This window comes from Idiomarina sp. UBA3176 (assembly GCF_002364295.1).
In the GTDB taxonomy this organism is placed as follows: Bacteria; Pseudomonadota; Gammaproteobacteria; order Enterobacterales; family Alteromonadaceae; genus Idiomarina; species Idiomarina loihiensis.
On record NZ_DEXU01000004.1, the window covers coordinates 917 to 1,332 of the forward strand.

At 47.1% G+C, this 416-nt stretch carries 1 protein-coding gene; it reads left to right on the top strand.

Annotated features, from left to right (window positions below; genetic code table 11):
- A partial coding sequence (locus tag B2U97_RS01485; protein ID WP_414653835.1) for a sodium:solute symporter family transporter occupies nucleotides 1-416 on the top strand: 416 nt, incomplete at both ends.

The following is a 416-nucleotide window of genomic DNA, read 5'->3' on the forward strand; positions in this document are numbered from 1 at the left end:
ACTTACATTGCAGGGCAAATGCGAGGTGTTGGTGTCGTATTCTCCCGCTTCCTGGAAGTTGACATCGCAACAGGTGTTATCATTGGTGCGATAATTGTATTCTTTTATACCGTATTGGGTGGTATGAAAGGCATAACCTACACTCAGGTAGCACAATATATTGTATTGATGTTCGCTTACATTGTGCCTGCGGTATTCTTGTCATTAATGATGACCGGTCATGTACTGCCTCAAACGGGTTTTGGTGCCACCATAGCCGATGGCGTTCCCGGCTCCGGACAGTTCTTACTTGAACGACTGGATGGGCTCTCGACAGAACTCGGTTTTGCCGAATACACTGAAGGTGTGCGTAGTAAAGTTGATGTGTTCTTCATTACTGCGGCATTGATGGTAGGTACCGCTGGTCTGCCTCACGT